This is a genomic window from Sphingopyxis sp. PAMC25046, from assembly GCF_004795895.1.
Lineage (GTDB): Bacteria > Pseudomonadota > Alphaproteobacteria > Sphingomonadales > Sphingomonadaceae > Sphingopyxis.
Genome location: NZ_CP039250.1, coordinates 4,402,095 through 4,427,918, shown reverse-complemented (window position 1 = coordinate 4,427,918; position 25,824 = coordinate 4,402,095). Strand labels below are relative to the sequence as shown.

At 65.5% G+C, this 25,824-nt stretch carries 29 protein-coding genes; 13 read left to right on the top strand and 16 right to left on the bottom strand.

The window, feature by feature from the left end; genetic code table 11:
* The first annotated feature begins 8 nt into the window (after positions 1-8).
* From E5675_RS21020 to E5675_RS21005, 4 genes are all read left to right on the top strand, one after another.
* Positions 9-971 carry a patatin-like phospholipase family protein gene (locus E5675_RS21020; protein ID WP_136176198.1) on the top strand — a complete coding sequence of 321 codons (963 nt, stop codon included), beginning with the start codon at positions 9-11 and terminating at the stop codon, positions 969-971.
* 71 nt (positions 972-1,042) lie between these two features.
* The gene (locus E5675_RS21015) at positions 1,043-1,345 is read left to right on the top strand and encodes a PadR family transcriptional regulator (RefSeq protein ID WP_348769815.1); all 303 of its coding nucleotides are present in this window, start codon (positions 1,043-1,045) and stop codon (positions 1,343-1,345) included.
* 20 nt (positions 1,346-1,365) lie between these two features.
* Positions 1,366-1,971 carry a hypothetical protein gene (locus E5675_RS21010; RefSeq protein ID WP_136176197.1) on the top strand — a complete coding sequence of 202 codons (606 nt, stop codon included), beginning with the start codon at positions 1,366-1,368 and terminating at the stop codon, positions 1,969-1,971.
* A gap of 107 nt (positions 1,972-2,078) precedes the next feature.
* Entirely contained in the window at positions 2,079-3,695 is a 1,617-nt protein-coding gene (locus E5675_RS21005; RefSeq protein ID WP_136176196.1) for a serine hydrolase domain-containing protein, read from the top strand.
* On the opposite strand, the gene E5675_RS21000 is transcribed toward E5675_RS21005, so the two are convergent.
* From E5675_RS21000 to E5675_RS20955, 10 genes are all read right to left on the bottom strand, one after another.
* On the bottom strand, positions 3,649-6,402 hold the full coding sequence (locus tag E5675_RS21000) for a carboxypeptidase regulatory-like domain-containing protein (protein WP_136176195.1): 2,754 nt from the start codon (positions 6,400-6,402) through the stop codon (positions 3,649-3,651). The genes E5675_RS21005 and E5675_RS21000 overlap by 47 nt on opposite strands.
* A gap of 31 nt (positions 6,403-6,433) precedes the next feature.
* Positions 6,434-7,261 carry a molecular chaperone gene (locus E5675_RS20995; protein ID WP_136176194.1) on the bottom strand — a complete coding sequence of 276 codons (828 nt, stop codon included), beginning with the start codon at positions 7,259-7,261 and terminating at the stop codon, positions 6,434-6,436.
* Between the two features lie 193 nt (positions 7,262-7,454).
* Entirely contained in the window at positions 7,455-7,952 is a 498-nt protein-coding gene (locus E5675_RS20990) for a DUF4402 domain-containing protein (RefSeq protein WP_037557523.1), read from the bottom strand.
* A 248-nt stretch (positions 7,953-8,200) separates the two neighbouring features.
* On the bottom strand, positions 8,201-9,163 hold the full coding sequence (locus E5675_RS20985; RefSeq protein WP_136176193.1) for a ParB/RepB/Spo0J family partition protein: 963 nt from the start codon (positions 9,161-9,163) through the stop codon (positions 8,201-8,203).
* On the bottom strand, positions 9,164-9,946 hold the full coding sequence (locus E5675_RS20980; protein WP_136176192.1) for an AAA family ATPase: 783 nt from the start codon (positions 9,944-9,946) through the stop codon (positions 9,164-9,166). It lies immediately after the preceding gene.
* Entirely contained in the window at positions 9,943-10,605 is a 663-nt protein-coding gene (gene rsmG, locus E5675_RS20975; protein WP_247594717.1) for a 16S rRNA (guanine(527)-N(7))-methyltransferase RsmG, read from the bottom strand. Before rsmG ends, E5675_RS20980 begins: the two co-directional genes overlap by 4 nt.
* 306 nt (positions 10,606-10,911) lie before the next feature.
* Entirely contained in the window at positions 10,912-11,418 is a 507-nt protein-coding gene (locus E5675_RS20970; RefSeq protein ID WP_247594716.1) for a hypothetical protein, read from the bottom strand.
* A 34-nt stretch (positions 11,419-11,452) separates the two neighbouring features.
* A complete protein-coding gene (mnmG, locus tag E5675_RS20965) occupies positions 11,453-13,321 on the bottom strand; it encodes a tRNA uridine-5-carboxymethylaminomethyl(34) synthesis enzyme MnmG (protein WP_136176191.1) in 1,869 nt (622 codons plus the stop codon).
* A 75-nt stretch (positions 13,322-13,396) separates the two neighbouring features.
* The gene (mnmE, locus tag E5675_RS20960) at positions 13,397-14,713 is read right to left on the bottom strand and encodes a tRNA uridine-5-carboxymethylaminomethyl(34) synthesis GTPase MnmE (protein ID WP_136176190.1); all 1,317 of its coding nucleotides are present in this window, start codon (positions 14,711-14,713) and stop codon (positions 13,397-13,399) included.
* 11 nt (positions 14,714-14,724) lie between these two features.
* Entirely contained in the window at positions 14,725-15,021 is a 297-nt protein-coding gene (locus E5675_RS20955) for a DUF6489 family protein (protein ID WP_136176189.1), read from the bottom strand.
* A 107-nt stretch (positions 15,022-15,128) separates the two neighbouring features.
* Between E5675_RS20955 and E5675_RS20950 the strand changes: the two genes are divergently transcribed.
* Positions 15,129-15,827, top strand: a complete 699-nt coding sequence (locus E5675_RS20950; protein WP_136176188.1) for a dienelactone hydrolase family protein — start codon at positions 15,129-15,131, stop codon at positions 15,825-15,827.
* Positions 15,824-16,225: a nuclear transport factor 2 family protein gene (locus tag E5675_RS20945; protein ID WP_136176187.1), complete on the top strand. Its 402-nt coding sequence runs from the start codon at positions 15,824-15,826 to the stop codon at positions 16,223-16,225. Before E5675_RS20950 ends, E5675_RS20945 begins: the two co-directional genes overlap by 4 nt.
* Before the next feature lie 11 nt (positions 16,226-16,236).
* Here the strand turns inward: E5675_RS20945 and E5675_RS20940 are convergent, their stop codons facing one another.
* From E5675_RS20940 to hemE, 6 genes are all read right to left on the bottom strand, one after another.
* The gene (locus E5675_RS20940; protein WP_247594715.1) at positions 16,237-16,623 is read right to left on the bottom strand and encodes a DUF1489 domain-containing protein; all 387 of its coding nucleotides are present in this window, start codon (positions 16,621-16,623) and stop codon (positions 16,237-16,239) included.
* Between the two features lie 92 nt (positions 16,624-16,715).
* The gene (locus E5675_RS20935) at positions 16,716-17,438 is read right to left on the bottom strand and encodes a TerC family protein (protein ID WP_136176609.1); all 723 of its coding nucleotides are present in this window, start codon (positions 17,436-17,438) and stop codon (positions 16,716-16,718) included.
* Positions 17,438-17,731 carry an antibiotic biosynthesis monooxygenase gene (locus E5675_RS20930; protein ID WP_136176185.1) on the bottom strand — a complete coding sequence of 98 codons (294 nt, stop codon included), beginning with the start codon at positions 17,729-17,731 and terminating at the stop codon, positions 17,438-17,440. Before E5675_RS20930 ends, E5675_RS20935 begins: the two co-directional genes overlap by 1 nt.
* A gap of 9 nt (positions 17,732-17,740) precedes the next feature.
* On the bottom strand, positions 17,741-18,997 hold the full coding sequence (gene rho / locus E5675_RS20925; protein ID WP_136176184.1) for a transcription termination factor Rho: 1,257 nt from the start codon (positions 18,995-18,997) through the stop codon (positions 17,741-17,743).
* A 193-nt stretch (positions 18,998-19,190) separates the two neighbouring features.
* Positions 19,191-19,637: a CopD family protein gene (locus E5675_RS20920; protein WP_136176183.1), complete on the bottom strand. Its 447-nt coding sequence runs from the start codon at positions 19,635-19,637 to the stop codon at positions 19,191-19,193.
* A 3-nt stretch (positions 19,638-19,640) separates the two neighbouring features.
* Entirely contained in the window at positions 19,641-20,669 is a 1,029-nt protein-coding gene (hemE, locus tag E5675_RS20915; protein ID WP_136176182.1) for a uroporphyrinogen decarboxylase, read from the bottom strand.
* Positions 20,670-21,017: 348 nt separating this feature from the next.
* On the opposite strand from hemE, the gene E5675_RS20910 reads away from it, so the two are divergent.
* The 7 genes from E5675_RS20910 (at position 21,018) to E5675_RS20880 (ending at position 25,817) form a co-directional block, all read left to right on the top strand.
* Positions 21,018-21,830: a pyruvate, water dikinase regulatory protein gene (locus E5675_RS20910; RefSeq protein WP_037557493.1), complete on the top strand. Its 813-nt coding sequence runs from the start codon at positions 21,018-21,020 to the stop codon at positions 21,828-21,830.
* Positions 21,827-22,423 (top strand): Maf family protein, encoded by a 597-nt coding sequence (locus E5675_RS20905; protein ID WP_136176181.1) that lies wholly within the window; start codon positions 21,827-21,829, stop codon positions 22,421-22,423. The genes E5675_RS20910 and E5675_RS20905 overlap by 4 nt, the downstream gene beginning before the upstream one ends.
* Positions 22,420-23,238: a shikimate dehydrogenase gene (gene aroE, locus E5675_RS20900; protein WP_210727579.1), complete on the top strand. Its 819-nt coding sequence runs from the start codon at positions 22,420-22,422 to the stop codon at positions 23,236-23,238. Before E5675_RS20905 ends, aroE begins: the two co-directional genes overlap by 4 nt.
* A 7-nt stretch (positions 23,239-23,245) precedes the next feature.
* Positions 23,246-23,869 (top strand): dephospho-CoA kinase, encoded by a 624-nt coding sequence (gene coaE, locus E5675_RS20895; protein ID WP_136176180.1) that lies wholly within the window; start codon positions 23,246-23,248, stop codon positions 23,867-23,869.
* Positions 23,870-23,888: 19 nt separating this feature from the next.
* Entirely contained in the window at positions 23,889-24,587 is a 699-nt protein-coding gene (gene dnaQ / locus E5675_RS20890; RefSeq protein WP_136176179.1) for a DNA polymerase III subunit epsilon, read from the top strand.
* A 44-nt stretch (positions 24,588-24,631) separates the two neighbouring features.
* A complete protein-coding gene (gene raiA / locus E5675_RS20885) occupies positions 24,632-25,204 on the top strand; it encodes a ribosome-associated translation inhibitor RaiA (RefSeq protein ID WP_037557496.1) in 573 nt (190 codons plus the stop codon).
* A 148-nt stretch (positions 25,205-25,352) separates the two neighbouring features.
* Complete coding sequence (locus tag E5675_RS20880) at positions 25,353-25,817, top strand: PTS sugar transporter subunit IIA (RefSeq protein WP_037557497.1); 465 nt, start codon at positions 25,353-25,355, stop codon at positions 25,815-25,817.
* Positions 25,818-25,824 lie beyond the last annotated feature (7 nt).

Genomic DNA, 25,824 nt, shown 5'->3' with positions numbered 1-25,824 from the left:
AGGCGCACATGGCAGGCGGTCTGGCAATCGTATTGAGCGGCGGCGGCGCCAAGGGCGCCTTCCAGGTCGGCGTCGTCCACGAACTCGTCGTCAATCGCGGCGTCCGGCTCGACATCGTCGCCGGCGTCTCGACCGGCGCGATTCAGGCGCTCGGCGTCGCGCAGGACGATGTCCCCGCGCTGCTCGACGCCTGGCTCGGCATCCGCGGCAACAGCTCGATCTACAAGTCGCGCCCGCTCGGCGTCGTCGGCGGGCTGCTCGGCGAGGACGCGCTCTACGACACCGGCCCCCTCAAACGCTTGCTCAAGGGCTTCGCGAATGAGACGAAATTGCGCGCAAGCGGGCGCAAACTCCTGCTCGGCGTCGTCAATCTCGGCACCGGCACCTATCGCACGATCGACGAAAGCGTACCCGGCATCCACAATTGGGTTTACGCCAGCTGCGCGATGCCGCTCTTCTTCGATCCGCTCAAAACGCGTGCCAGCGACGGAGCCGAGGAACAATGGGTCGACGGCGGCGTGCGCGACGTGACTCCTTTGAGTTCGGCGCTCGAAATGAACCCGCGCGGCGTGATCGCGGTGCGCGCCTCGCCCGCGCCGCAGCCCGGCGCGGTGCGCACTTTCCCCAATCTCATCAAGATCGGGCTGCGCGCCGTCGACATCCTCCAGTCGGAGGTCTCGGCGAACGACCTCGCCGGCGCGGCGCTGATCAACGACCTGATCGCCGCGCGCGAGGCGCAGCTCCGCGCGCTCCAGAGCGAGGGCATCGGCGGCGCGCAGGCCGCGCGCATCCTCCGCCCGCTCGACGTCCAGATCGCGCGCTACCGCTTCGCGCCGATCCGTATCATCGAGCCCGAGGAGGAAGTCGCCGAAACGCTCGAATTCAACCCCGCGAAAATCCGCGCCGCGATCGACGCCGGCCGCCGCGCCGTCGACCGCGAATGGGACGCGCTCGAACCTTTGCTGAGCTGAGAAAGGAAGCGCCCCCTAACCCCGCGAGCAAATGGCTTGACTCATAATTCTACATATGTGACTTTTTGATCATGGTCCGATCACGACGCCCCTCGAAGCAGATGCTGCTCCTCCTGAACATCCTGTGGGTGCGCACGCAGCAATGGCGGCACGGCTATGAACTGATGAAGGAAACCGGTCTTCAGTCGGGGACGCTCTATCCGCTGCTGATGCGCATGCACGAGCAGGGGCTGGTCGAGGCCGAATGGCGCGAGCCCGAGCGGCCGGGCCGTCCGGCCCGCCACGCCTATCGCCTGAGCGCGGCGGGCGTGGCGCTGGCGCGGGAGGTAGCGGTGCAAGCGGGTGGATTCGTCGGGGAGGTTGCACGAACATGAGGACTTCGATCGCCCGGGCCATGATGACGCTCGCCACGGCCTGCATGGAAGAGAGACATCGCGAATGGGGGCTCGCGATGCGCGCCGAACTCGAAGAGGCGATCGATGCCGGCAAGCCGATCCGCTTTGCATCCGGTTGTCTGGTCGCCGCGCTGCGCCGGATGCCGGTGCATCCGGAGGGCCGCTTCAGCTTGACGGCGCACGCTTTCGCGCTCGGGCTGCTGATCCCCGTCGCCGCGCTCCAGATCGGCTGTGCGGTCTTCGGCTTTCCCCATTCGCTCGCCCGCGGCGGCATGTTGACTTCGGGTCAGAACGCCCTTCTGGCCGGGACCTATCATGCCCTGATCCCGTTGCTGGCGGTGCTCATGCTCCTCCTCGCGATCGGGCATCTGGCCATGGCGTGGATGCTGCTCGATCGCGACTGGTCGCGCCTCCTGAAAACGGGCGCGCTGACGCTGTCGACCACGATCGCCATCGTGACGTTCATGGCCGTGCTGAACCTCGATACCGCTCAAGCAGCGCTGCAGGGCGCCCTTCTCCTCGTTGAATTGGCGGTGCTGGCGGGGCTTGCATCGTGGCACACCGATCTGCCGCAAACTCGCGGAGCCGACCGCACAACCCGATAGATACCCATATTCGACCGACCAGACCGCCGGATGTCGAGCACCGGCGAACGATACCGCGCGCGCGCCAATCAACGTCGCTCCTTGGCAATCGATGAACGAGGGAATTGATGATGCGAAAGAAGCATGGGATCCTGTTGCTCGGCCCGATCGCCTTTGCTGCGTTCGCCACCCCCGCCGCCGCGCAACCGAAAAGCTGCCCTGTTCTCGCCGAGTCGGCGGGCGGGCCGACGAACGCGCATACCCGCTATGTAGAGGCCAATCTGCAGCCCGCCATTGTCGAACCGGGGGCCAAGCCGTTCAGCCTGACCGAACGCATGCGCCAATATGATGTGCCCGGGCTCAGCGTCGCCGTAATCCATAACGGCAGGATCGAGTGGGCGCGCGGCTGGGGCTTCCGCGACATCGCGAGTTGCACGCCGGTCACGCCGGATACCGCCTTCCAGGCGGCATCGATCAGCAAGGTCGTGACGGCAGTGCTGGCGCTGCGGCTCGTCGAACAGGGCAAGATCGGGCTCGACCGGGACATCAACGAAGCGCTGCATTCGTGGCAACTGCCAAAGGATCCGAAGCTGGCGCCGCGCGGCGTCACGCTTCGCCAGCTTCTGAGCCATACGGCCGGGCTCGGCGTCCATGGCTTCGATCGCGGCTACCTGCCCGGCGCACCGCTTCCGACGACCGTCCAGACCCTCGATGGCCTTCCACCGGCCGACAGCCAGCCGGTGCGCAGCATATTGCCGGCAGGGGCGCAGTTCCAATATTCGGGTGGCGGTTATATGGTGGCCCAACTCGCGCTTTCCGACGCGAGCGGCATGTCCTTCGCCAACCTTGCCGAGCGCGAAGTGCTGGGCCCGCTCGGCATGACGCGCAGCGCCTTTGCCATGCCGCCGTCGCCGGCGATCCGCGCCGACATGGCGTTCGGTTCCGCCCATGGCGCGCCGATCCCGGGCAATTATGTCGTCGTCCCCCAACTCGCCGCCGGTGGCCTGTGGGCGAGCGCCGGCGACCTCGCACGCCTGCTGATCGACCTTCAGGCGTCGGGCGCGGGCGAGAAGGGTCACCGCCTTTCGCCCGCCATGACGCGCGCGATGATGACGCCGGTCAAGGATAATTGGGGGCTCGGGCTTGCCCTGTACCGGGATGGCGTCCCGCGCTTTGGCCACGATGGCGTAAATCCGGGATTCGAATCCTTCATGGCCGCCTATGTCGGCGAGGGCGATGGCATCGTCGTTCTGACCAACGGCGGCGACGGCCGGCGGTTGATCAACGAGGTCGTCCGCGCCGTCGCCGCCGACTATGGCTGGCCGGATATCGCGGTACCGGCTACCGGCGAAAAGACCTTGTCGACCGCCCAGCTTTCCCGGGCGGCAGGGCGCTTCGAGGGTAGCGGACTCAAGATCGACATCGAGGCGCGCCCGGAGGGTTTGTTCGCACGTTTCGTCGGCGCGCCCGCGTCCACCGCCGAACGTCTGCTCGCACTCTCGCCCACGCGCTTTCGATCCGAATCGTTGGGCATCACGGTCGAGTTCGCTGGGGACTTTTCAAGCTTCACCTTCATCGATGGCGGCCCACCGATGAAGGTGGTGCGCACAGAGGCGGCGGCGCGAGCGACCAACGACGGCTTATCCCTTTCACCTGCCGCCGCGCCGTTCCAATGCGGCGAAGCGACGGCAAAACCGCTCAAGACCCTTCATCTCCCGCATCGGGCGGCCCGCGCGCGCCGTTGATCCCCAGCGCCTCGCCACCCGTTGCCGCAACCTCTTGCCGCAGCGGCTTCAGCGTCAGCGTCCCAAGCCGCACGCGCGGCGTCGCCTTTCCCGGAACCGCGCTCATCGCGAAACCGCCATCGAGTCGCAGCGCTGCGGCGGACGCCTGGCCCAGCCGCACCGTGTAGCGCCCGTAAGCGACGCCTTCGAACAGGAAATAGCCGTCGAACTCGGTCAACGTCGCCGCGCGCACCCGCCCTTCGGCGTCGACCAGTTCGACGCGCAGCCCTTCGACCACATTGCCGCCGTCGCGCCGGAAAACCCCCTCGATCTCGCCCGCCGCGACCATGGGCAGCAGGGCGCGCGTCGCGACCCCGGGTCGCGGCGCGACGACCACCCCCGGCAGCGCGGGCTGAACATAGGGATCGGGCAGGCTCCCCGCGTCGATCCCGATCAGCACCGGCCGAAAGGGTTCAAGCCCGTCGATCGCGCCGCGCCCGTCTTCATCGGTCGCCGCATCGACAAAGGCGTTGCCCGCGGTCAGCGGCACGCCGGGCAGCGCCGCTTCGCCCGGTTGCCGCACCCCGTCGCCATTCTCGTCCATCCAGACATCGGCGATCACCTGCCCGCGGCTCGCGAGCTTCTCGGCCGATACGCGCCAACCGCCGGCGGATTTCGGTCCGAAGCTGAATGCGAGCGCGAGCGATGCCGCGACCGATCCGTCGCTCGCGACCTCGCCGAACCCGCTGAGCTGCAACTTGTTGAAACGGCGCGTATATCCGAGTCCGGCGCGCGCGCGGTCGAGCCCGCGGTCATAACCGAGTTCGGCGCGCCACTCGGCCTCGCCCTTCCCGGCCCACTCGCCGATCAGCGCCATGCGCGTATCGCTATTCGCGCCCGACAGCGCAAAGCGCGCCTCGCCCCGGACGCGCACCCGCCCGATGCGGGCGTTGGCCAGAAGGCTCGCGATCAGATTGTCGGGCGGATCGGGACCGATCGGCGCCTTCGTCTGGTTCCAGTCGAGCTGGCCGGTGAAGGTCAGCGCGCGGAAACTCGCTGATGCGCGCGCGCTCGCCTCGACACTGTCGCCCCCCGACCATCGCTCGACCTGCCGCACATCGAAATGCAGCGGCAATATCGTCCGCCCGAGCTTCACCGATTGGTCGACCGACACCGAATATATCGCGTCGATATTACCCAATAAGCGGTCCGACACGAAACCGCCCCAGCCGCGCAGCGCGTCGGCGCGCACATAGGTCTCGCCGAACGCCGCGAGCCAGCTCACGCGCGCGGCGACACCGCCCTTCTGTTCATAGCTGCTGCCGACCTCGAGCAAGGTCGGTCCGATCGAGCGCCGCAAGGCGACCTCGCCATAATTGTAGCGGACATTCTCGATCAGCAGGCTGTGCAGATAGGCCGAAGCCGACGTGCGCGTGCCGAGCCCGCGCTCGATCCCCGCCGTCCCGCGCCACCCGCGTCGGAACGCGCCGCCACGCCGGCCGCCGAATTCGATCAGGTCGGCATTTTCCTGCGCGACTCCCGCCCAATACCAGGTCTGCTGCGGCGGGATCGAATCGAGGCCCACCTGCACCTGCTTGATCTCGCGCCGCACCTGCCCCTGCGGCCCGTACAGCACGATCTCGAAGCGGTTCGCGCCATATTGCAGCGGCACGTCAATAAACTCGTAACGCCCGTCGCCATTGGGGCTCGTGAAGGCGAGCAATTGCCCATTGCGATAGAGCTCGGCATCCCAGCCCGTGGGCAGATCGCCCCGAAAATCGGTCTTGTCGAACGCATCGGGACGCTCGACCGGGCGGTTGGTCATCACGGCACCGCGCCCCGGCGCCGACGCCGCGACAATTCCCGTCGACAGCAGGTTGACGTCGCCGACGCCATAATGCGTGGCCTTCAACGGCCCGAGCAATTGCCCTTGCGGGTCGGTGCGATAGAGCCGCATCCGCAGGCTGTCGGGCACGCCCTCATTGTTCGACGACAGCCGCGCGTCGAAGCTTTGCGCGAGCACCTCGCCCGCCGCGAAAATCTCGTAGCGCCCCTGGACATAGGATCCGCCGCGCTTGTCCGACACTGCGCCGACCGACGCGACGACATCGACCGACGGCGTCGCCCACGCCGCATAAGGGCGCTCCGCCTGCGGCAGACTCGCGAGATCGAACCCGGCCTGCGGGCGGATCGACGCGGCGCGCGCGCGGCGTTCGGCGGCGAGCTGGAACGGCAGCTTTTCCTTGGCGTCGACGCGCAGCACCGCGTTCGACAGGTCGGCGGTCAGCGGAACCCCCAGCCACTGGTTCAGACTGTCCAGATCGACGCACCAGCCCGCCGCCGTGTCGCGGATCGTCGTCGCGCCCAGCCGGAAACTCTCGCTCCCCGCGCGCACCTCGCCCGTCTCGCGATCGATCGTCAGGCTGCGCCGTTCGTCGAACACCCAGCCGGTTGCGCGGCGCAACTTCCGGTCGACGCGCACCGCCAGATCGAGCGCGAGCACGACATCGCCCAGGTCGACGCAAATCCCCTGCGGCGTCTGATAGCCGCGCACCCCGTCGCCGAGCCGGTACTGGCCCGAGCGCACATCGAACAGCCAGCTGTCGTCGGCGTTCGGCGCCCACGCCGCGGAGGAGGGGGAAACCGGCGTTCGATCAACGGCTTCGGCGCTGGCGGGCGCAAGACCCGCCAGCGCCAGCGCGGCGACGATGAAGCGCCCCCACCGCATCACGGCCGCGCCTGAACTCTCCGTCCGCTTTCTACTTCACCACGCGCTCGGCCTCGTCGATCGTGCCGCCGCCGATTTCGCGATCCTCCGAATAGCGAATGCGTACCGGCCCTTTCAGCTTCGCCGCCACCTCGTCCGGCACGCGCAGCGACACCGTGCGCGCGGCGACCTCGGGATAGACCGCGATCCCGCGCGCGACGAGCAAAGGCTCGGCCACCCCCGGCCGCGTCACCTCGATATCGCCATAGACCGAGCGGTTGCCGCTCCGCGACAGGTCGAAGTTGAACGCCGGCCCGTCGGTGCCTTCGCTCACCCACGCATCGCCGATCGCCGCCTCGGCGCCGAGGTCGCCGACGCGCACGATTACCGGGATGGTGATTCCGTAAATCGGCGTCAGCGCGATCGACACCCCCGTGCTCGCGGGCTTCGCCTCAGTCGCATTCGCCGCCGCCGCGTCGGGAACCGCGCGAAACAGCATATGCGCGCGATATTCCCCCGGCGGCGTCCCCTCGGGCACGCGCACCCCGACGCGCACGACCTGCGGCTGGTTCGGCGGCAGCGTGACGCGGCGCGGGCTGAAGACGATCATGTCGAGCGCCGCGCGCTCGGCGGGTGTGACATTTTCCTCGGCGATCTCGTCGAGCCCGCCAGCGGCGGTCATCCGCTTGATTTCAAGGCTGATGCGATAGGTCGCGGGCTCGCTGCCGATGTTGTTGAGCACCACTTCGGTCCCGCGCGATCCGTCGAGGATGACGCGCGTTGGCGCGACGAGCAGGTCGCCCGCCGCATGGACGGGAACGGCCGCGGCGCTGAACGCGGCCGCGGTGAGCAGGCCAAAGGCCTTCAGAAAGCGAAACATTGGTCACGATCCCCACAATCGTCCGGGAAGCGGCCCCACACCGTCCCGATGGTCGCATCCTGCTTGCGCTTACATGGTTGATATTTCGCTAACCATCGCTGCCCTGCGCGCAAAAAAAGGGGTCGCCCGGCGCGCGCCTAGCGACCCCATTTATACGGCTGGCGGGTCTCGGCCCGCCAGGCCCCCCAAATTTTTACTGATAGTTGGCGGTGACGTTGAACGTCCCCGAATAGTCGCCCGACGCCTGATTGGCGCCGACGCTCAGCGTGCCGCCGATCTGAAAGCTGCCGCCGGTGGCACCGAGCGTGATGTTCGGCGCCGAATAGGTCAGCGTCGACGTCATCGAGCCGCCGAGCGAGCCGTTGAGCGTCACGCTCGAATCGCCGCCGACAAGCACGACCGCACCGCTCGTGCCCGCAACGTCGAAGCTGCCCGCCGCCGTCGTCCCGGTGCAGGTCAGCCCAGCGCCGCAGGTCACCCCGCCCGCGGTCGACACCGCGACGGTCGACGCGGTCGCGCCGCTGATGATCGTCGCATATTGCAGGTCGCTGGTCTTGGTGAGCGTGATCTGGCGCAGGATCTTGGCCGTCGCCGTGCCCGTGGCTGTCGCCGCATGCGCCGCCGGGGCGTTCATGGCGAGAGCAGCAATCGCGGCGCCCAGAAGGGCGCGCTTCATTCCGAATTTGCGCATATGATTTGGTCCCTTGAATTCGGTCGATATTCGAATGGAAATCCCACCCCATTCACCGACCCGTTTAGGCCGCGACCTGTTCAGCTTTTGCCAGCAAGCTTGGTTAACGGCGCGACAAGGGTTTGCGCGAAAACTGCGCTATATTCTTTAATAATCAGATATTTAGATGAATTTTTAAGCACGCAAGGAATGCGTTTTTCTGCTCTATCGGCCCGTATTGGCACATTCCACGCCGACGACGGCGCGAATCAGATCCCTTCGCCCGAAAGCCGCTGGCAGATCATGTCGAGCTGGTCGAGCGACGCGAATTTCAGCGTCAGCGCGCCCTTGCCATCGCCGGCATATTGGATCGTCACCCCGATGCCGAGCAGTTCGGACAGGTGGCGTTCGACCGCGACGATGTCGGGGTCGCGGCCCGATGCCGCGATCGCGCCCGAATCGCCAGGCGTCTTGCGCGGCGCGTCGCCGCCCTTGCCCGCGCGCACCAGCGCCTCGACCGCGCGCACCGACAGGCCTTCTTTCGCGACGCGGCGCGCGATCGCTTCGGCGTCTTCGGCACCGATCAGCGCGCGCGCGTGACCCATCGCGAGCGATCCGTCGCCGACGAGCGCCTGCACGGCTTGGGGCAGGTCGAGCAGACGCATCAAATTGGCGACATGGCTGCGCGATTTGCCGACCAGCTTCGCCAGCGCTTCCTGATTATGCCCGAAATCCTCGATCAGCCGGCGATACGCGCTCGCCTCTTCGATCGCATTGAGGTCCTGGCGCTGGATATTCTCGACCAGCGCGATCTCATAGGTCGCGGCGTCGTCGAGTTCGCGCACGAGCGCGGGAATCTGGTGCAGGCCCGCGCGCTGCGCCGCGCGCCAGCGCCGTTCGCCCGCGACGAGCTGGAAACCCTCGCCATCCGGCGACCGGCGCACGATGATCGGCTGGAGCAATCCGCGCAGCCCGATCGAATCGGCGAGTTCGGCGATCGCATTCTCGTCAAAATGGCGCCGCGGCTGCCCGGGCAGCGGGCGAATCGCGCCGACGGGGACATGCTGCACCGCATCGCCCACCACCGGCGCCGCGCGCGCCGCGCTTCCGGGGGTCGCGAGCACCGGCGCTTCGACCGCCGCGTCGCCGAACAGCGCGTTCAGTCCGCGGCCGAGCCCCGAGGGGCGTTTGCGAATCGGCGTTGTGCCACTTTCTTTTTCATTATCAGCCATTTATGCCGCCTTGCGGATTTCGGGAAGCCGGTCGATCAGCTCGCGCGCAAGCGCGATATAGGCCGCCGACCCGGCGCAGCGATGATCGTAGATCAGCGCCGGCAGCCCGTGGCTCGGTGCTTCGGACAGGCGGACATTGCGCGGGATCACCGTGTCGAACACCACCGGGCCCAGCACTTCGCGCACATCGTCGGACACCTGGTCGGTCAGCCGGTTGCGCCGGTCGAACATCGTCAGCGCGACGCCCAGAATCGACAATTTCTGGTTGAAGCGCTCGCGCACACGCTCGACGGTGGTGAGCAGCTGGCTCAGCCCCTCGAGCGCGAAAAATTCGCATTGGAGCGGCACGATCAGCGATTCGGCGGCGATCAACGCGTTGAGCGTCAACATGCCCAGCGACGGCGGACAATCGATCAGGCAGATGTCCCACTGCCCCGCTTCGGCGCCCGACAGGGCTTGCTGGAGCCGGTGGAGCCGGTCCTGAAATTCGATCAGCTCGATCTCGGCGCCCGACAGGTCGACCGTGGCGCTGACGATGTCGAGCCGCGGCACCGCGGTCGCGATCGCGCATTCGGCGACCGTCGCATCGCCACGCAGCAATTCGTAACTCGAAAATTCGCGCTGCGACTGCTTGATTCCAAGCCCGGTCGAGGCATTGCCCTGCGGATCGAGGTCGATGATCAGCGTGCGCCAGCCCGTTGCCGCGAGCGCGGTCGCCAGATTGATCGCGGTCGTCGTCTTGCCGACCCCACCCTTCTGGTTCGCCACGGCAATGCGGATCATCGCTTTCCTCGCTGTTTTGCCGCAATCTTTCCACGCCCCACCAAAATCTGGCTCTCGGCGTCGGTGCGGCTCTGTTCCACGTGGAACATTCTCTGCCATGCCTCGGGCAGCAATGCCAGTTCCTTAACCGCGTTTCGCCCTTTTGGCAGCAGCCAGCGCGTCGATTCGGTGGAAAAACGAGCGGATAAGTCGATGAGCTTGTCGAGCGGCGCAAAGGCGCGCGCGCTGATCGTCGCGGCGGGACGTGTTTCGACGCGCTCGAGGGGCGCCTCGGCGACCTCGACATGCCCCAGCTCCAACTCGTCCGCGACCGCGCGCAAGAATTCACACCGCCGTTTGCGCGATTCGACGAGCAGCATTGGCCGTGCGCTCAGGATCGCAACGACCAGCCCCGGCAACCCCGGCCCGCTCCCCAGATCAACCCAAAGCCCCTCGCCCTCGGTATCGAGCGCCAGGAGCTGCGCGCTGTCGGCAATGTGCCGCACCCAGATCGTCGGGATCGTCGACGCCGCGATCAGATTCTGCCGGTCATTCTCGGCGATAAGCATTTGAGCGAATCGATCGAGCTGCGCCCACTGATCGACGGTCGGCGAAAACGCGGCCCCGATCCAGGCCCTTGCTTCATCCTCGGTCACCAGAATCGCGTCGTCCGAACCCACCAGCCGCCCTACCTATTCTTCGTCGTTTCCGCTGAAACGGGAGTCCAGCTTCCGCTTTCACGCCCTAGCGCCTTTCCGCAGCCTTTGGAAAGTCCACCACGTAACAGAACCCCCTTCTCGTCACCCCGGACTTGATCCGGGGTCCATGACTTCGGCGCTACCATGGATCCCGGATCAAGTCCGGGATCACAATGAGAGTTAGACAACGGAATGCCCATTGTGCACCCCGGCGAAAGCCGGGGCCCGTTACCACGTCGGATATGGCACCGACGCCATCGGAACCGCTCTCGACCGGAAACCGCCGTTCTAGCTATCTCTAGACCAAGTTACGCGATCAATATGAGGGTCATATCGGGCAATCACTGATTCCCTGTGATTTTCGGGAGTAAGGATAACTTCTTGGCGGGTCACGCGTCCCATTCGAGCGAGAAAATCTTCGAGCAGTTTTGCGTCGATTGCAGAAACTACGTCTCGCGGATCAAGGTCAAATTCCACCTCGTCCAGTCCGAAGAAATGGCAGTTCAGGGCCATCCCGCCCAACTTGTATGTGGCCAGGAATCCGTGGGACGACGAGCGGCCGAATATTTCTCGCAGATCGCCCGGTGCCGCGGCTCGTTCGCCATCAATACTGAACTCCAGCAAATCGGCATCGGCTATCAGCAAAGTCCAAACAGCATCCCATACCGGGAGAGAGCCTCCAAGAATGTAAATGTCGCGCAATCCGCCGCCCGGCTCAAAATCTCGTGCGATATTTGACCAATTCATCGTCGGTGGATGCAATTTTTCGCGGTCGGGAGCAACGTCGTTCTCCACCCCTAACGTAGGCTCTAGCACCGAACTCGAAAGCTCAAGCCGCGCGCCGCCGGCTATGCACCATGATCGCGGTCAGCGCCGCCGGGGTCACGCCGTCGATCCGCCCCGCCTGCCCCAACGTCTCGGGGCGCGCTTTGGTCAACCGCTCGACCATTTCGCGCGATAACCCACCAATCGCGCCATAATCGAGCGCGGGGTCGAGCAGGATCGCCTCGTTCGCCGCGAGCGCACGCAGTTCGGCATCCTGCCGCGCGATATAGGGCGCATAATGCGCATCCTCGGCAACCTCCGACAGAATCGCCGGGTCGATCGCGTCGAGTTCGGGCGCGAGTAAAGCAAGCCGCGCCATCGTCATCTCGGGATAGCGCAGCAGGTCGATCCGCTTGCGCGCCATTCCGTCGCCGGGCAACGCCAGTCCGACCGCCGAATAATCGGCGGTGCTCACCGCGGCGTCCAGCAAGGCTTCGGCCCGCGCCCGCTCGGCCATCCGCGCCGCGAACAATTCCGCCGTCGCCGGACGAACCAGCCCCAGTTCGATCCCCTTCGGCGTCAGCCGCGTCGCGGCATTGTCGGCGCGCAGCCGCAGCCGATATTCGGCGCGCGCGGTGAGCATCCGATACGGCTCGCTCACCCCCTGCAGCACCAGATCGTCGACCATCACCCCGATATAGGATTCGGACCGGTCGAGAATCAGCGGATCGCGCCCCTGAATGCTGAGTGCCGCATTGGCCCCCGCAACCAGTCCCTGCGCCGCCGCTTCCTCATATCCGGTGGTGCCGTTGATCTGCCCGGCGCACCAAACGCCCGGCATCGCGCGCACCTGCAACGTCCGGTCGAGCGCGCGCGGATCGATATGGTCATATTCGACCGCATAGCCGGGGACGACCATCTCGACCGTCTCGAGCCCTTCCATCGTGCGCAGCATCGCGAGCTGGACGTCGGCGGGCAGCGAGGTCGAAATGCCATTCGGATAGACAAGATAGGTGTCGAGCCCTTCGGGTTCGAGGAACACCTGATGCCCGTCGCGATCGGCGAAGCGATGGATCTTGTCCTCGATCGACGGGCAATAGCGCGGCCCCGCCGCCCCGATCGCGCCCGTGAACAGCGGCGAGCGATCGAGATTTGCCGCGATGATCGCGTGGCTTTCGCTATTGGTGCGCGTGATCGCGCAGAAAATCTGCGGCACCGTGCGGGTGCTGTTCCACGTGGAACAGGTCCAGCTTGCGCCCTCGGCACTGTCCGACGCCTGATCGGCGAGCCGCGCCCAGTCGATCGTCCGGCCGTCGAGCCGCGGCGGCGTCCCCGTCTTGAGCCGCGCCATCGGCAGGTCGGCGGCGCGCAATTGCTCGGCGAGCCGGTTCGCGCCGGCCTCGCCGATGCGCCCGCCCTCCATCCGCTCCTCACCGCGGAACAGGCGTCCGCCGAGGAAGGTCCCCGTCGCGAGCACGACCGCGCCCGCCGTCAGCACCGACCCGTCGGCGAGTTCGAGACCCGCGACGCGTCCCTCGTCCGACAGCCGCAGCGCCGCCGCCTCGCCCGCGACGACGGCGATGCCATCCTCGGCGGCGAGCAAATTCTGGATCGCGTCGCGATATAATTTGCGATCGGCCTGGATGCGCGGCCCCTGCACCGCCGCACCCTTAGACGCATTGAGCATCCGGTAATGGATCGCCGCGCTGTCGGCCGCGCGCGCCATCCAGCCGTCGAGCGCGTCGACCTCGCGCATCAGATGCCCCTTGCCGAGCCCGCCGATCGCCGGGTTGCACGACATCGTCCCGATCAGCGCGGGGTCGAAACTGACCAGCGCGACGCGCGCGCCGAGCCGCGCCGCGGCCGCGGCGGCCTCGGTCCCGGCGTGCCCCCCGCCGACGACGATGACATCGAAAGTTGCGCTATGCTGCATGATGGCGGCGCGCATAGCGCAAAGCGCGCATCGAATCCACCGCGCTGCTTGCCGCTCGATGTTTCACGTGAAACATCATTTCCCGATGCAAAAACGTCCGAACAGCGCGTCGAGCATCTCCTCGACCCCCGCGCGCCCCGTAATGCGGTCGAGCGCGGTCGCGGCGAGCCGCAGCCGCTCGGCGAGCAGGATCAGGTCGCCGGCCTCACGCGACCGCTCTTCGACGGCAAGCCATTGTTTTGCTTCGGCAAGTGCGGCGCGCTGGCGCTGGCGCAGCGCCGCCTCGCCCTCGCGCGGCAATAGCGTCCGCGCCATCTCGACGATCATGCGATGCAGCTTTTCCATCCCCTCGCCCGTCGCCGCCGACAGCGCGAGGTCGCAATGCGCCGCCTCGGCCTCGGCCGCCGCATCGCCGCGCCAGCGATCGGCCTGCGCCGCGATCAGGATTGTTCGCGGATGCTCCGGAGCTTCCTTTGGCGGCCCGAGCCACAGCAGGATATCCGCCGCCTCGACCGCCGCCTTCGCGCGGCCGATCCCGATCGCCTCGATCGCATCGGCACCTTCCCCGCGGATCCCCGCCGTATCCGAAAAACGCATCGCGATGCCGTCGAGCGCCAGCGGCGTCTCGATCACATCGCGCGTCGTTCCTTCGACGGGCGACACGATCGCCAGCTCGCGCTGAGCCAAAGCATTGATTAAAGTAGACTTTCCAGCATTTGGCGGTCCAGCGATCACCACCGACACCCCCTCGGCGATCACCTCCGCCGCCGGCCGCGCCAGCCACTCCGCCAACTCGCCCGAAAGCTCCCCCATCCCCGAAATCAAACGCCGCGCGGCACCTTCGCCAACTTCCACATCATCCTCGTCGGCAAAATTCAGCTCGGCCTCCGCCCCCGCCATCAGCCCAAGCAGCCGATCCTGCCAGCCCGCCACCGCGCGCGACACATGCCCGCTCGCCATGCCGAGCGCCTGCACCCGCTGGCTCTCGGTCTCGGCCGCGAGCAGGTCGGCGAGCCCCTCGGCCTCGGCGAGGTCGATCCGTCCATTCTCGAACGCGCGCCGCGTAAACTCGCCCGCTTCGGCGCGGCGGAGCCCCGGCAGCGCCGCAAGCGCCGCCTCGACCGCCGCAACCACCGCGCGTCCGCCGTGCAGATGCAGCTCGGCCAGATCTTCGCCCGTCGCCGTCGCCGGCCCTGGAAACCAAAGGAGCAGCGCCCGATCGAGCGGCGCTCCGGCAGCGTCCTTCAACAGGGCAAGCGATGCGCGGCGCGGCGTCGGTAGGCGCCCCGCCAGCGCCGCCAGCGCCGGCCCCGCCGCCGGCCCGCTCACGCGCACCACGCCGATCGCCGCCGGCGGAATCCCGCTCGACAGCGCGAAAATCGTATCGCTCACAGAATTTTGGTTCAGCTCTTGCGCCCCTTGGCGGGCTTTTCATCGTCAGCAGTTGCATCGTCCGGCTTCGCGCCGCCCATCAACCCGCCCCCGAACTGACCAAGCAACGACTGGACCAGCCCCAGCCCGCTCTCGCCCATCGGCACCCAGGTCTTGACCATCGACTGCACCATGTCGGGCGTGATCCCCTTCGCCATCAGTTCCTTGACGCGGCCGAGGTAGATATCGTGGAGCGGTTCGAGATCGGGGAGGCCGAACAAGCGCCGCGCCTCTTCGGGGGTGCAATCGATCTCGATATTGAACTTCATCGCCTGTCTCCGCCCCGAAATGCCCGTTAGCCGCTTGAGCCATGCTCGCAGCCCCGCTAGCTTCGCGCTTTCACAGCAAAGAAGCAAGAGACAGGAGAGCTCCCCGCATGGCCGCGACCAACACCGATATCCCGACGCTCGACGGCGCCGGCACCCTTCCCGCCTATGTCGCGCGTCCCGAGGCCGACAGCATCCGCGCTATCATCGTCATTCCCGAAATCTTCGGTGTCAACGAAGGCATCCGCAAGAAATGCGACGACTGGGCGGCCGAAGGCTATCTCGCCATCGCGCCCGACATCTTCTGGCGCTTCGCCCCCGGGGTCGAACTCAGCCCCGATGTCGAGGCCGAATTCCAGCAGGCACTCGGCTATTTCAGCCAATATGAAGCCGACGATGGGGTCAAGGATATCGAGGCGGCGATTCACTGGCTGCGCGGCGAAGGCGCCGAACGGATCGGCTGCGTCGGCTTCTGCCTCGGCGGCCGCCTCGCCTATATGGCGGCGACGCGCACCGATATCGACGCCTCGGTCGGCTATTATGGCGTCATGATTGATCAGATGCTGAATGAGGCGCACGCAATTGCCAACCCGCTGATGCTGCACATCCCGACCGAGGATCATTTTGTCGACCGTGCGGCGCAGAAGAAGGTGCACGAGGCGCTCGACCCGCACCCGAAGGTCACCCTCCACGACTATCCTGGGCTCGACCATGGCTTTGCCGCGACGATGGGCAACCGGCGCGACGATGACGGCGCGCAGCTCGCCGACGGCCGCACGCGCGCCTTCTTCGCCGAGAAGCTCGCATGACGGGACATGCGGGTCTCGCCGCCTGGCACGCCTATATGGCCGGCGGCGGCGACCCGCAGGCCTTGCGCGACCTGCTCGCCGAGGATGCGGTGTTCCATTCGCCCGTCGTCCACACGCCGCAGGAAGGGCGCGACAAGGTCTTCGCCTATCTTCACGCCGCAAGTCACGTCCTCGGCGGCGACGATTTCAGCTATCTGCGCGAGATCGTCGACGGCGATCAGGCCGTCCTCGAATTCCAGAGCATCCTCGACGGCATCCAGATCAACGGCGTCGACATCATTCGTTGGAACGATGATGGAAAGATCAGCGATTTCAAGGTGATGGTCAGGCCGCTCAAGGCGATCAACAAGGTCTGGGAAAAAATGGCCGAAATGCTCGCGGCGCAGGCGGCAAGCTAAGGTCCTGACCCCTAGATCAGGCTGAGCTCGGCGAGTTCGCGATACAGCTCGGGCGGCAGCGCGCCGACTCCGCTCGCATCGTCTATTCCCTTGGGCGCATCGGTGCCGGCCAGGTAACGCCACCCCTGGTGTGCCCGCTTCGGCTTCGGGTGCACCCGCTCAAGTTCTGCAACGCAGACGATATCGACGCGTCCGTCGCTCCGATCCTCGAAGCGCAGGATTTCGACGCGCGCGATGAGCGTATGTTTGACGATGAAATGCAGCTTGCCGCCAATCAGCTCGTCGGCGCGCTTGGGCCGGAAGCGCGTCGCGAAACGAATCTCGCCATCGGCGGCGTAATTCGCAATCCGCGCCTCAAGCGCTGGATAATCGGAGCAGCCGACGGCAACGCGGGTCATATGGAGCTGAGGCATGATCGCGAGATGGGAAGCCGGTACGAAAAAGCCAGCCCCTCACGAGGCTGGCCCTTTCATTTTATGCTGAGAACCGGTCAGCCGAACAAGGTTCCGACGCCGACGCTCGGGTCGACCCAGCCGTCGTAGATCATCTTGACCGCGACATAGACGATTACCGCGAGGCCAAGATAGGCGATCCAGCGGTAACGCTCGATATATTTGGCGATGATATTCGCCGCGAGACCCATCAACGCGACGGCAAAGATCAAACCGACGATCAGAATTCCGGGGTGCTCGCGCGCGGCACCCGCGACCGCAAGCACATTGTCGAGGCTCATGCTGACGTCGGCGACGGCCACCGCCCATGCGGCACCCGCGAAGCTTTTGGCAGGCTTCAGGCCCGAATGTTCATCACCCGCAATCTCGGGCGAACCCTGCGACTGGCCCGAGTGGCGCAGCTCGCGCCACATTTTCCATGCCACCCAGATCAGGAGCAGCCCGCCGACAAAGATCAGCCCGACGATCTGCATCAGCTGCGTCACGACGAGCGCGAAAGCAATGCGGAGAACGAGCGCGGCGAGCACGCCGATCAGAATGACCTTCTTGCGCTGGTCGGCGGGCAGCCCCGCGGCGAGCGCGCCCACGACGATCGCATTGTCGCCCGCCAGGACAAGGTCGATCATCAGCACCTGCAGGAACGCCGCGAAGGCTGCGGGCTCGGTAATATTTGAAAAATCCTTGACGATCGCATCCCACATTCCGGCGGGACCGCCGAAACCGCCGGCGTGCGCCGCGGCCTGAGTCAGAAATTCCAAAATCACAACGGCTCTCCGAAATAGCTGACCTCTGGCATAGGGTCATAAAAGCGATGCAGCAACGCCCGCCACTGCCGATAGCGATCCGATTGCCGAAAGCCGTCGCGGTGATCCGCGATCGACCTCCACTTTACCAAAAGCAGATAGGCCTGTCTGGTTGCCGTCGGTCGGAAAATTTCGAGGGAAATAAAGCCCGGCGAGGCGGTGATCAGCGGTTTGGCTTCGGCCACGGCCGCCTCGAACGCCTCCTCGTTGCCCGCCCTGACGGGCAGCAAGGCGTGCTCGATAACGGCCATGATCCGGCTCTACTGGTTCATGCTGTCGAAGAAATCCTCGTTGGTCTTCGAATCCTTGATCTTGTCGAGCAGGAATTCCATCGCGTCGACGGTGCCCATCTGCATGAGGATGCGGCGCAGCACCCACATTTTCGACAGCTTGTCCTTCTCGACGAGCAATTCTTCCTTGCGGGTGCCCGACTTGCCGACGTCGAGCGAGGGGAAGATACGCTTGTCGGCGACCTTACGGTCGAGCACGATTTCCGAATTGCCCGTGCCCTTGAATTCCTCGAAGATCACCTCGTCCATGCGGCTGCCGGTGTCGATCAGCGCGGTCGCGATGATCGACAGCGAACCACCTTCCTCGATGTTGCGCGCGGCGCCGAAGAAGCGCTTCGGGCGCTGCAGCGCATTGGCGTCGACACCGCCGGTCAGCACCTTACCCGACGAGGGAACGACGGTGTTGTAAGCGCGACCGAGGCGCGTGATCGAGTCGAGCAGGATGACGACGTCCTTCTTGTGCTCGACGAGGCGCTTGGCCTTTTCGATCACCATTTCGGCGACCTGGACGTGGCGCGTCGCGGGCTCGTCGAAGGTCGAGGAGACGACTTCGCCCTTCACGCTGCGCTGCATGTCGGTGACTTCCTCGGGACGTTCGTCGACGAGGAGGACAATCAGGTAAACTTCGGGATGATTGTCGGTGATCGCCTTGGCGATATTCTGGAGCAGCACCGTTTTACCGGTACGCGGCGGCGCGACGATCAGTGCGCGCTGTCCCTTGCCTTGCGGACTAACGAGGTCGATGACGCGCGCCGACTTGTCCTTGACGGTCGGGTCGACGGTGTCGAGCGACAGCTTCTGGTTCGGATAGAGCGGGGTGAGGTTGTCGAAATTGACGCGGTGACGCACCGCTTCGGGGTCGTCGAAATTGACCTTGATCAGCTTGGTCAGCGCGAAATAGCGCTCGCCGTCGCGCGGGGCGCGGATCTCGCCTTCGACCGTGTCGCCGGTGCGCAGGCCATATTTGCGGACCTGGTTCGGCGAGACGTAAATGTCGTCGGGGCCCGCGAGATAGTTCGCGTCGGACGAGCGCAGGAAACCGAACGAGTCGGGGAGAACCTCGATCGTCCCCGACCCGATGATTTCCTCGCCCTCTTCGGCGAGTTCCTTCAGGATCGAAAACATCAAGTCCTGCTTGCGCAGCGTCGACGCGCCTTCGACGCCCAGTTCTTCCGCCATTTCGACGAGCTGGGCGGGCGCCTTTGTTTTGAGTTCTTTAAGGTGCATTGGATGGATTCCAGATAGGTCTTCAGGAGAAATCGGGCGTAATCTGTCGCACCGCTGGGGTGCCTATCCGGCCGTGGGACGACCGTTTCGATAGCATCGGCGCGGGGGACGCGCCGCCCGTATGGAACGGGGTTGAATCGCCCCTATAACCGGCTTCGGATCAAGTCAATCGGGCTGAGCCGGAACGATGAAGTCAGGGACGCACAACGACGAGGATGACGATGATCGCCGCGGCGACGCCGGGCACCTCGTTGAGCATCCTGAGCTGTTTTTCGCTGAGCGGACGCTCGCCCTTCTTGAGCTTCTTGAAATAGCCGATCATCCAGCCGTGATAGCCCGACAGCGCGATCACGAGCAGCAATTTGGCGATAAACCAGCCCTCGCGCCAATAATCGCCGTTGAAGGCGAGCATCAGGCCGAATATCCAGACGATGATCAGCGACGGGTTCAGGATGATCCGGCGCAGCCGGTCCTCGCGCTCGATCCACTTCTTGTCTTCGTCGGACCCGACCAATGCCTGGTGATGATAGACGAAAAAGCGCGGCATCATGAACAGGCCGGCCATCAGGAAGATCACGAAAATGATATGCGCGGCTTTGATCCAAAGCATCGTCGCCCCCAAAAAACCTGCCAGTTCCATAAATTATCCGCCGCGAACGCGTTTGATCAGATGTTCGACATGCGCGATCGGCGTGTCGGGCACGATGCCATGGCCGAGATTGAAGATATGGGGACGATCGGGGAAAGCCGCAAGGATGCGGTCGATCGCCGTATCGAGCGCGTTGCCTCCAGCAACGAGCGCGAGGGGATCGAGATTGCCTTGCACCGGAAGATGCGCCGGCAGCGCGGCGTCGGCCCACAGCGGATCGACCGTCTCGTCGAGACCGATCGCGTCGACTCCCGTCTCGTCGGCATAGGCGCGAAGCTTGCCGCCGGCACCCTTCGGAAAGCCGATGACCGGCGTATCGGGATGCAGCGCCTTGATCCGCCGCACGATCTCGGCGTTGGGCGCGATCACCCATTGCTCATATTGGGCGGGGGAAAGACTGCCCGCCCAGCTGTCGAACAATTGCACCGCGTCGACGCCATTTTCGATCTGCCCCGACAGATAGGTAACGGTCAGCTCGACGATCGCGTCGACAATCGCCTGAAAGGCTTCGGGATCGCCGAACGCCATGCGCCGCGCTGCAGCCTGGTCCTTCGACCCCTGCCCCGCCACCATATAGGTCGCGACGGTCCATGGGCTTCCGGCGAAGCCCAGGAAAGTCGTCTTGGGCGGTAGCGCCGCCGCGACGCGCGCGACGGTTGCATAAACCGGATCGAGGCGCTGCGGCGCCGCTTCGAGCGACGCCAGCGCGCTGTCGACCAGCGGCGGCGCCAGCCGCGGCCCCTCGCCCGCCTCGAACCAGAGATGCTGGCCGAGCGCATGCGGAATCACGAGGATGTCGGAAAAGAGGATCGACCCGTCGAAGCCGAAGCGCCGGATCGGCTGCAACGTCACTTCGGCCGCCGCCTCGGGATCGTAGCAAAGCTCGAGGAAACCGCCCTTGGTCTCGCGGAGTGCGCGATATTCGGGCAGATAGCGCCCGGCCTGGCGCATCAGCCAGAGCGGCGGGCGTTCCTGTCGCACCCCGCGCAGCGTCGCGAGCAGCTTCTTCGGTGACGCCTTCACGCGGCCCCTCTTTCTCTCTTCATATAGTTTTAGATATGATTGTGGTGGTTTGTAGGTCGGCGGACAAGGCGGCTTTAGGCCGGGGCGTCCTTTTTGCCAACAGCTTGACTCCATGCATCGCAGTTGTGGTTACGGAGTCGCCTCGCGTTGTTCCCCTAATTCACAGCCTGTGGATAAGATTCGTCCCGTGTGGATAAGCGGTGGAGCGGAATCGACACGGTCGGGGATGAATCCCCCCTGCCGAAATCATCCCGGGGCTTTTGCCAAATTTATCCACAGGGTGCTTTTCGTCATCGCGCGTGTGATCCGGCATTGCCTTTTTTCGCGGATTCCCGCCATGGTGGCGCGATGGGCCGGCTTCATCTTCACCTCATATCCGATTCCACGGGCGAGACGCTCGAAAATATCGCCAAGGCGGCGATCGCGCAGTTCGACGATGTCGAGGTGGTGCGCCATTTCTGGCCGATGGTGCGGTCGGAATCGCATCTCGACCGAATCATGGCCGAAGTGCAGGCTAGCCCCGGAATGATCCTCTTCACCCTCGTCAATGGCGAACTGCGCGCCAGTCTCGAACGCCGCGCGGGGGCGCAGGGTCTTCCGACCGTCGCTGCGCTCGACGCGGTAACCGACGCGCTGTCGCGGATGCTCGGGCAGGAAGCGAAGGCGCGCCCGGGCCGCCAGCATGTCCTCGATGCCGCCTATTTCGCGCGCGTCGAAGCGATTCAATTTACCGTCGCACACGACGACGGCATCGGCTGGGAAAATTGGGAGCAGGCCGACATCGTCCTCGCGGGCGTGTCGCGCACGTCGAAAACGCCGACGAGCATCTATCTCGCCAACCGTGGTTTCAAGACCGCGAATATCCCGATCGTTCCCGAATCGCCGCCGCCGAACGCGCTGTTCAACTTGAAACGCCCGATGATCGTCGGGCTGACGACCGGGCTCGACCGGCTCGTCCAGGTGCGCCGCAACCGGCTGCTATCGCTGAATCAAGCGCCCGAAACCTCCTATGTCGACGACGAACGCGTCAAGGCCGAACTCGCCTATGCGCGGCGGATGTTCGCCGACAATGGCTGGCCGGTGATCGATGTGACGCGCCGCTCGATCGAGGAAACCGCCGCCGCGGTGATCAAGCTCGTCGAAGATCGGACAGACGCATGAGCCTGCTCCTCGCCTCGCAAAGCAGCGGCCGCGCCGCGATGCTCCGCGCCGCCGGACTGACCTTCGAAACCAGTGCGGCGCATGTCGACGAGGAGGCGCTGACCGCATCGCTGCTCGCCGCCGGGCAGACGCCGCGCAACATCGCCGACGCGCTCGCCGAGGCGAAGGCGGTCAAAATCTCGTCCCGCCTGCCCGGCGTGACCGTGATCGGCGCCGATTCGACGCTTGCGCTCGACGATGGCGCGATGCTCGCGAAACCCGAAAGCCCCGAAGAGGCCGCCGATCATCTCCGCTGTATGGCGGGCACGCGGCACCGCCTGTTCAGTGCCGCAGTTGCCGCGCGCGACGGCGCGCCCATCTGGCGTGCGATCGGTGAGGCGAAGCTCTGGATGCGCCCCTTGTCGGACGCCTTCATCGCCGACTATGTCGCGCAAAACTGGGACAGCATCCGCTGGACCGTCGGCTGTTACGAAATCGAGGGAGCGGGCGTGCAATTGTTCGACCGGGTCGAAGGCGACCCCTGGACCATCACCGGCATACCGATGCTTCCTTTGCTGGCGTGGCTCCGCGCCACCGGGCTCGCCCCGTCATGAGCAATATTCCTTACGCCGAAGTCATTGGCGATCCGATCGCCCAGTCGAAATCGCCGCTGATCCACGGCTTCTGGCTCGACGCACTGGATATTCCGGGCGACTACCGCCGCGCGCATGTGAAACCCGACGAGCTTGGCGCCTATATCGAGAACCGCCGCGCCGATCCCGACTGGCGCGGCTGCAACGTCACGATGCCGCACAAGGGCGCGGTGATGGATCTCGTCGACGACCCCGGCGACATTCGCGGCACGATCGGCGCGATGAACACCGTCGTGCGCCAGCCCGACGGGTCGCTGATCGGCACCAATACCGATGCCGCGGGCTTTTATTCGCCGCTCGCCGAACTCGATCTCGAAGGCGCGCCCGTCGCGGTGGTCGGTGCCGGCGGGGCGGCGCGCGCGGTGCTGTTCGCGCTTGCCCGCGCCAATGTCGGCCCGGTGACGATCCTCAATCGCAGCCCGTTAAAGGCGATGGGCCTGCTCGCGACCTTCGGCCTCAAGGGCGATGTCGTGGCGCTCGACGCGCCGCTGCCGCCTGTGTCGCTGCTCGTCAATTCGAGCAGCCTCGGCATGGCGGGCCAGCCGCCGCTCGATCTCGACCTGTCGCCGCTTCCTGCCGACGCGATCGTCTACGACCTTGTCTATTCGCCGCTCCACACCGGGCTTCTCAAAGCCGCGGCGGCGCACGGGCTCGACACCGTCGACGGGCTCGACATGCTCATCGGTCAGGCTGCGCTCGCCTTTGAACTCTTCTTCGGCGCGTCCCCGCCCGAGGGCCGCGACGAGGAATTGCGCGCGCTGCTGGTGGCCGGATAATTATGAGATGATCTACCGCCCGCGCCCCGGCTCGCGGCTGCGCCGACCTTTCATCCTCGGACTCACCGGCTCGATCGGCATGGGCAAGTCGACCGCGGCGACGATGTTCGAACGCGAAGGCGTTCCTGTGTTCGACGCCGATGCCGAGGTGCACCGGCTGCAAGGTCCCGGCGGCGCGCTCGTTGCCGCGATCGAGGCACGCTTTCCCGGCACCACCGGCCCGAACGGCGTCGACCGCCAGAAACTCGGCGCGCGCGTGCTCGGCAACACCCATGAACTCGCTGCGCTCGAAGCGATCGTCCATCCGGCGGTCGGCAAGGCCCAGAAACGCTTCCTCGCCCGCCACCGGGCGCGCGATTTCGTCGTGCTCGACATTCCCTTGCTCTTCGAAAAGGGTGGCTGGCGCAAGGTCGGCGCGATCGCGGTCGTTTCGGCGCCCGCGTGGATACAGCGCAAGCGCGTAATGCGGCGCCCCGGCATGACGGCGGCGAAACTGAAGGCGATTCGCCGCCTTCAGGTTCCCGACCGGGTCAAGCGGTCGCGCGCCGATTTCATCATCGAAACGGGCCGCCCCAAAAGCGAGACGCACCGCCAAATTCGTTTCATCACCTCTTGTTTCCACGCCCGATAGGGTCCAGATTATCCATTCGATGCGCGAGATTATTTTCGATACCGAAACCACGGGTTTCGATCCCAGAAGCGGGGACAGGCTGGTCGAAATCGGATGTGTCGAGTTGGTCGACCGCCGCGAAACCGGCGTCACCTTTCACGCCTATTTCAATCCCGAGCGCGATATGCCCGCCGCCGCCGAAGCGGTGCACGGGCTCTCGATCCAGTTCCTCTCGGACAAGCCGCTGTTCGCGACGCGCGTCGACGAACTGATCGAATTTCTGGGCGACGCGCCGCTGGTCGCGCACAATGCCGCCTTCGACTTCGGCTTCGTCAACGCCGAACTCGCCCGCGCCGGCCGCCCCGCGCTCGACATGGCGCGCATGTGCTGCACCGTGCAGATGGCGCGCAAACTCCATCCGGGCGCGAAGCACAGCCTCGATGCGCTCTGCACGCGTTACGGCATCGATCGCAGCCACCGCGTCAAGCATGGCGCGCTGCTCGACGCCGAACTGCTCGCGCATCTCTATATCGAAATGACGGGCGGACGGCAGATCGGCCTCGGCCTCGCGTCGGCCGCTGTATCGGTGTCGCTCGATGTGGCGGCGCCCGCCGCGTCGCGCGGTCCCGACCGTCCCTTTCGCGAACCCCGTCCCCATATGGCGTCGGCCGCCGAACTCGCGCGGCACGCCGAATTTGTCGCAGGGCTGAACCAGCCGCTGTGGCTCGATACGGTGTAACGACTCTCCCATTGTCGTCGCACCGGCCAAGAAGGAGAAGAAAAATGGAAATCCGCGTCTCTGGCCACCAGATCGAAACCGGCGAAGCGCTCCAGGCGCATGTGTCGGACCGGATGAACGCGATTGCCGACAAATATTTCTCGCGCGCGATCGGGGCGCACGCGACCTTCGGGAAAGGTCCGCACGACAGTTTTCAATGCGACATCGTCGCGCATGTGATGCAGGGCCTCGTGCTCAAGGGGCACGGCCAGGCGCAGGACGCGCATGTCGCGTTCGAGGGGGCAGCCGAACGCATCGAAAAGCAGCTCAGGCGTTATATGCGGCGGTTGAAGGATCATAATAACGGCGTCGCGGCGCCGTCGCCGACGATCGACGAAATCGAGGATAATGCGGCCTACACCGTGTTCGACGCCGGCAGCGAAGAGGATGCGGGCGACGCGCCCGCGATCATCGCCGAAACGCGCGTCGACATTCCCAGCAGCAGCGTGTCCGACGCGGTGATGATGCTCGACCTTCGCAACACCAACGCGCTGCTCTTCGTCAACAGCAAGACGGGCACGCATAATATGGTCTATCGCCGCGACGACGGGACGATCGGCTGGGTTGAACCACGATAGGGCTGGATTTTCTCCGCCATCCGGCTTAAGGGCCGCGCCCAACGATGCCCGAAGCCGGGATGGCGGGGGGCCTGCCACGACAGATCCGCGACCGCTTGCCAGCCAAGTTCCTGGCGGCGGCCGGCGTTTAACAAGATTTGGCCAGACGATGAATCTTTCTTCCCTTCTCTATCCGGCGACCGTGCGCGCGCATGTTCAGCTCGATTCGAAAAAGGCACTTTTCCCCTTCGTCGGCGATCTCGCCAGCCGTTCGCTCGGCCTCGACGCCGGCGAAGTCAGCGAGGCTTTGCTCGAACGCGAGCGTCTGGGTTCGACGGGTTTCGGACGCGGGATCGCGCTGCCGCATGCCAAGATGGCCGACCTCGGCGGCGTGCGCGGCCTTTTCCTGCAACTGGCGAGGCCGATCGATTTCAACGCGGTCGACGGGCTTCCGGTCGACCTGCTTTTCGTCCTGCTCTCGCCGCTCGACGCCGGGGCCGACCATCTGAAAGCGCTCGCGGGCGTGTCGCGGATGCTACGCAACGAGGCGATCGCCGACCGGCTGCGCGGTGCAAAGAATGACGAGGCGCTCTACGCGCTGCTCGCCGACACCGAAACGCGTGACGCGGCGTAGGTTGATT

Coding starts and splice junctions, on each gene's coding strand:
- E5675_RS21020 (WP_136176198.1), top strand. CDS start 9: ATGGCAGGCGGTCTGGCAATCGTATTGAGCGGCGGCGGCGCCAAGGGC.
- E5675_RS21015 (WP_348769815.1), top strand. CDS start 1,043: ATGGTCCGATCACGACGCCCCTCGAAGCAGATGCTGCTCCTCCTGAAC.
- E5675_RS21010 (WP_136176197.1), top strand. CDS start 1,366: ATGATGACGCTCGCCACGGCCTGCATGGAAGAGAGACATCGCGAATGG.
- E5675_RS21005 (WP_136176196.1), top strand. CDS start 2,079: ATGATGCGAAAGAAGCATGGGATCCTGTTGCTCGGCCCGATCGCCTTT.
- E5675_RS21000 (WP_136176195.1), bottom strand. CDS start 6,402: ATGCGGTGGGGGCGCTTCATCGTCGCCGCGCTGGCGCTGGCGGGTCTT.
- E5675_RS20995 (WP_136176194.1), bottom strand. CDS start 7,261: ATGTTTCGCTTTCTGAAGGCCTTTGGCCTGCTCACCGCGGCCGCGTTC.
- E5675_RS20990 (WP_037557523.1), bottom strand. CDS start 7,952: ATGCGCAAATTCGGAATGAAGCGCGCCCTTCTGGGCGCCGCGATTGCT.
- E5675_RS20985 (WP_136176193.1), bottom strand. CDS start 9,163: ATGGCTGATAATGAAAAAGAAAGTGGCACAACGCCGATTCGCAAACGC.
- E5675_RS20980 (WP_136176192.1), bottom strand. CDS start 9,946: ATGATCCGCATTGCCGTGGCGAACCAGAAGGGTGGGGTCGGCAAGACG.
- mnmG (WP_136176191.1), bottom strand. CDS start 13,321: ATGCAGCATAGCGCAACTTTCGATGTCATCGTCGTCGGCGGGGGGCAC.
- E5675_RS20955 (WP_136176189.1), bottom strand. CDS start 15,021: ATGAAGTTCAATATCGAGATCGATTGCACCCCCGAAGAGGCGCGGCGC.
- E5675_RS20950 (WP_136176188.1), top strand. CDS start 15,129: ATGGCCGCGACCAACACCGATATCCCGACGCTCGACGGCGCCGGCACC.
- E5675_RS20945 (WP_136176187.1), top strand. CDS start 15,824: ATGACGGGACATGCGGGTCTCGCCGCCTGGCACGCCTATATGGCCGGC.
- E5675_RS20940 (WP_247594715.1), bottom strand. CDS start 16,623: ATGACCCGCGTTGCCGTCGGCTGCTCCGATTATCCAGCGCTTGAGGCG.
- E5675_RS20930 (WP_136176185.1), bottom strand. CDS start 17,731: ATGGCCGTTATCGAGCACGCCTTGCTGCCCGTCAGGGCGGGCAACGAG.
- rho (WP_136176184.1), bottom strand. CDS start 18,997: ATGCACCTTAAAGAACTCAAAACAAAGGCGCCCGCCCAGCTCGTCGAA.
- E5675_RS20920 (WP_136176183.1), bottom strand. CDS start 19,637: ATGGAACTGGCAGGTTTTTTGGGGGCGACGATGCTTTGGATCAAAGCC.
- E5675_RS20910 (WP_037557493.1), top strand. CDS start 21,018: ATGGGCCGGCTTCATCTTCACCTCATATCCGATTCCACGGGCGAGACG.
- E5675_RS20905 (WP_136176181.1), top strand. CDS start 21,827: ATGAGCCTGCTCCTCGCCTCGCAAAGCAGCGGCCGCGCCGCGATGCTC.
- aroE (WP_210727579.1), top strand. CDS start 22,420: ATGAGCAATATTCCTTACGCCGAAGTCATTGGCGATCCGATCGCCCAG.
- coaE (WP_136176180.1), top strand. CDS start 23,246: ATGATCTACCGCCCGCGCCCCGGCTCGCGGCTGCGCCGACCTTTCATC.
- dnaQ (WP_136176179.1), top strand. CDS start 23,889: ATGCGCGAGATTATTTTCGATACCGAAACCACGGGTTTCGATCCCAGA.
- raiA (WP_037557496.1), top strand. CDS start 24,632: ATGGAAATCCGCGTCTCTGGCCACCAGATCGAAACCGGCGAAGCGCTC.
- E5675_RS20880 (WP_037557497.1), top strand. CDS start 25,353: ATGAATCTTTCTTCCCTTCTCTATCCGGCGACCGTGCGCGCGCATGTT.